Below are 3,848 nucleotides of genomic sequence, written 5' to 3' on the forward strand. Positions count from 1 at the left end.
AAAAAACCAGAGAAGCTAGCCTCTCTGGTTTAAATAATATTTTTTAAATCTGTCAACCTATTTTAGGACGACTCAATAAAAAAAAAATTTATTCGCAAATAATCTTATCAAAAGGTTTAACTCTAAAACCAGTCATGCCAGCTTCTTGTAAAGCTTCTAGTAAAGGCTCACTAATAAAGTTTTTTAAATCTAATCCTTGTGTTTTATAAACATCATATTTTGGAAAATCGGCTTTAAAAACTATTTTTTCCCATTTTAACCCTTGTTGCCAAGGTAAAGCTAAATTTATTTTTTCAATTTCATCTAAAGAAATTCTTAGATCCAATTCAGAAATAATTTTATAACACCCCTCTTTATCATCATAGATAACAGCACGAGACTTATCTTTATCAAGCCATTCAAAAAAATCATGAACAACGTAGTGAAACCAAAAGTATTCTAATAATTCTCCTTTATGGTATACTTTTATCGGGTAAAAAGCATGAGAAGGCAATTTAAATTCTTTTAGAATGTTCATAAATTTTTTATTTACAAACATTCCAAAACTAGCATATTTTTCTAAATAGTCGGTAGCCTTTGCCTTTTCATGTAATTCTAATTCTAAATTAGGTATAAAATTAGGAAACTCATATGGTTTTACTTCCCAATATCCATCAGGCGCTCCTGGGTTATATCCTTTTTTTAAAGTTACTTGCGGGTAGTGCCCTATAACCTCTATAGTATCATAATCCCAATCAATACTGTAATATTTCATCTACAATAAGGCTAAAAAAGAGTTACCCAAAGGCAACTCTTTTATATTTTTATAATAAAATTTATTCACAATTTATTTTATCAAACAATTTTGCTTCAAATCCAGTAATCCCTGACTCTTGTAGAGCATTTAATAAATCTAAACTAAAAAGCCTTGGTATAAACTGGACTTTTGTTATTTTGATAACATCAAAATAAGGGTAATTCTTTTTAAGATATAATTTATTTATTTTCAAGCATTTTTCAAAACCTAAACTTTTTTCATACTCTTCTAAATTCGTTAAATCTGGGATTGGAATTATTTTTTCTATTTCTCTTTCAAATTTTTTAACCACCTGAGCTGTAGATCTATCTAAATCAACATATTCCCAAATGTTCAAAATATAATGAAACCAAAAATACTCTAACAATTCTCCTTTATGATATACTTTGATAGGATAAAAAGCATGTGATCGAAGATTGAATGTTTTTAAAATACTTTTAAATTTCTCACTTATTATAAAGCCGGAAATATCATGAAAATGTAAATAATCTGTTCTATTTGCATTTTTATGTAATTCTAACTCTAAATTAGGTATAAAATTAGGAAACTCGTGTGGTTTTACCTGCCAATGACTATCAGGCAAAGAAGGATTATACCCTTCTCTCAGTGTTGTTTGAGGGTAATGACCTATAACTTTTAAATCATCACTTCTTCCAATGTTGTAGTATTTCATCTAAATTAATCAACTTTTATAGTAAAATATTTACATCCTAGGTCAACCCAATCTTCTCCTTTCATTACAAAAATAGGTAAATCATCTATTCCTTTTCTTTTGTATCCAATACCTAAAAAATTAGCTGGTGGTTCTTTACTTCCAAACTTTTTGTAATAAACAAGTTCCATATCTACTAAGTAATTTTCCTTTATAAAGAATATTGAAGAAAGAACATTTCCTCCTATATTGTCTTCCACTTCTAAATAGTTTAATAGAGCTAATTGCTCATAAATAGAAGACACAAATTTATCATCCTCGTTATCTTCAGGAAAAACAGGTAAATTATACATTTTTGGAACTCTTAAAAATATCGATTCCGCTTGTTCTAAATCACTCCCTCCTTTCTCTTGAATTTCTAATAAAGTATCATATAGCTTTTTATCTGTATAAACCCATTTTTCTATTAAATTTTCTTCTTCCATATTAGTTAATTAATTTTATATTGAATTTTTACAACAAAATATTTCATCTACAATAAGGCTAAAAAAGAGTTACCCAAAGGCAACTCTTTTATATTTTTATAAAAAAATTATTCGCAAATAATCTTATCAAAAGGTTTAACTCTAAAACCAGTCATGCCAGCTTCTTGTAAGGCTTCTAGTAAAGGCTCACTTATAACTGGTATAAATTCTAACTCTTGTGTTTCATAAACATCATATTTAGGAAAACTACTTTTAAAGTAAATTTTATTAAACCTTAAATCTTCTTGCCTTGTTAATGATTTTTTTAAATTATCTATATCTTCTAATTTAGGTATTGAAATAATCTTGTCTATCTTAAATTCAAATTTTTTATAAACTTGAACTGTAGATTTTTCCATATTTATGTTTTGCCAAAAATCATCAATAATATAATGAAACCAAAAGTACTCTAGCAAATCCCCTTTATGATATACTTTTATCGGGTAAAAAGCATGGGGTGGTAGTTTAAACTGTTGTAAAATACTTTTAAATCTAGCATTAATTACCATTCCAAAACTAACAAACTTTTGTATATAGTCAGTTGCCTTTGCTTCCTTATGTAGCTCTAATTCTAAATTAGGTATAAAATTAGGAAACTCATATGGTTTTACTTGTCTGTGACTATCTGATAATCCAGGATTATATCCTTTTTTAATATCAGTCTGTGGGTAATGACCTATTACCTTTGTAGTATCAAAATCAAAATCTATTTTATAGTATTTCATTTATAATAAGGTTTTAAAAAACTCATTCAAATTTAGTCCAGAGTTTTTGGCTCGCTCAATATAACCTAATAAATCCGGTATTAATTCCTTTTCTAAAAATTCTTTCGCTTGTTCAGGATTAAAATTAGGTTTGCTTTTTGTAAAATTTTGTATCGCTCTTTCTACAAAGGTATTATAAGCCGGGTGGTTACCATGCAATCCTTCACCAATTAATTTACTATATTTTTGTAAAGCAATGCCATTAATTTTAGCATTCATATGAAATCCTGCTCTGGCTGCTTCTTGCACTACATCTAATGTTTTTTGAGCCCAAGGTATAATATGATGCGCTTCTTCTCCTACTTTTGTACCAATCATTTTAACAAGATCTGACCTACTACCAAACTCTACTACTCCATTAATTACATCAAACACTAATTTAGTAGCTTTACCATCTGCTGTTATTGCAGCAATAGCCCATCTGGTAGCTGTTTTAGATACCACTTTTAGCCCCTTAACTACTTTTAACGCTTTACTTCCGGGTACTACCGTTAGTAATAAAAAACCTGCGGCTTGCCATCGAGACACCTCTTGCCCGTCAAAATCTTTACCCTCAATAAGTACCTTAATATCTTCAATAGGTATCACATAACGCCCTAAAAGTTTACCTAGCTCTACTCCTCCAAGAGCAAATAAGGTTTTAAGTTGGTCTCCTAAATTCTTTGGGTCAAATAACATTTCAGACCAAAGTCCGTTATCATCAACTTTTATATAATAAAACTTACCTCCAAAATCTACCCCTGCAGTATCCTTATACTTATCTACTAAACCTCCTGACGTCGTTAACTTTTTCTCAACTCCACTAACAGCTATTTCTCCGCCACCTTCTAGTTTAAAGTAGGAAATATTTTTACCATAATTATGTCGATAATGAGTGTATTTTAAATTAGGGTTATTGGCTACAATACCCGTTCCTTTTGTCCAAGGAATGTTTTGGGCATCAGCTCCTAATTCTGCTTGCCCCTTAGCCCATTTTTTTGCCTCTTCAGAATTGTTGTTAGCTCTTAGAAAACCTTTAATTTCACTCTCTAAACTTGGGTATTGACTTAAAAATAACAGCTGTTCAGGAGTTAGAATATCATTTAAATTAATATCTAAAACAGTAGGGACGT

General features: G+C 29.5%; 5 protein-coding genes. All 5 read right to left on the reverse strand.

Annotated features, from left to right (window positions below):
* Positions 1-88: 88 nt before the first annotated feature.
* Positions 89-754: an imm11 family protein gene (locus ACQY1Q_RS17160; protein WP_431006555.1), complete on the reverse strand. Its 666-nt coding sequence runs from the start codon at positions 752-754 to the stop codon at positions 89-91.
* Between the two features lie 61 nt (positions 755-815).
* Positions 816-1,469 (reverse strand): imm11 family protein, encoded by a 654-nt coding sequence (locus tag ACQY1Q_RS17165; RefSeq protein ID WP_431006556.1) that lies wholly within the window; start codon positions 1,467-1,469, stop codon positions 816-818.
* Between the two features lie 5 nt (positions 1,470-1,474).
* Entirely contained in the window at positions 1,475-1,933 is a 459-nt protein-coding gene (locus tag ACQY1Q_RS17170) for a hypothetical protein (RefSeq protein ID WP_431006557.1), read from the reverse strand.
* Between the two features lie 107 nt (positions 1,934-2,040).
* Complete coding sequence (locus ACQY1Q_RS17175; RefSeq protein WP_431006558.1) at positions 2,041-2,697, reverse strand: imm11 family protein; 657 nt, start codon at positions 2,695-2,697, stop codon at positions 2,041-2,043.
* Positions 2,698-3,848, reverse strand: a 1,151-nt coding sequence (locus tag ACQY1Q_RS17180) for an AHH domain-containing protein (RefSeq protein ID WP_431006559.1), incomplete at its 5' end; no start/stop codon positions are given. It lies immediately after the preceding gene.

The organism is Tenacibaculum sp. TC6, assembly GCF_050606265.1.
Classification (GTDB): domain Bacteria; phylum Bacteroidota; class Bacteroidia; order Flavobacteriales; family Flavobacteriaceae; genus Polaribacter.

What these genes read in the sequence shown, in the direction of transcription:
- ACQY1Q_RS17175 (WP_431006558.1), bottom strand. Translation starts at nt 2,697, where the DNA reads ATGAAATACTATAAAATAGATTTTGATTTTGATACTACAAAGGTAATA.
- ACQY1Q_RS17160 (WP_431006555.1), bottom strand. Translation starts at nt 754, where the DNA reads ATGAAATATTACAGTATTGATTGGGATTATGATACTATAGAGGTTATA.
- ACQY1Q_RS17165 (WP_431006556.1), bottom strand. Translation starts at nt 1,469, where the DNA reads ATGAAATACTACAACATTGGAAGAAGTGATGATTTAAAAGTTATAGGT.
- ACQY1Q_RS17170 (WP_431006557.1), bottom strand. Translation starts at nt 1,933, where the DNA reads ATGGAAGAAGAAAATTTAATAGAAAAATGGGTTTATACAGATAAAAAG.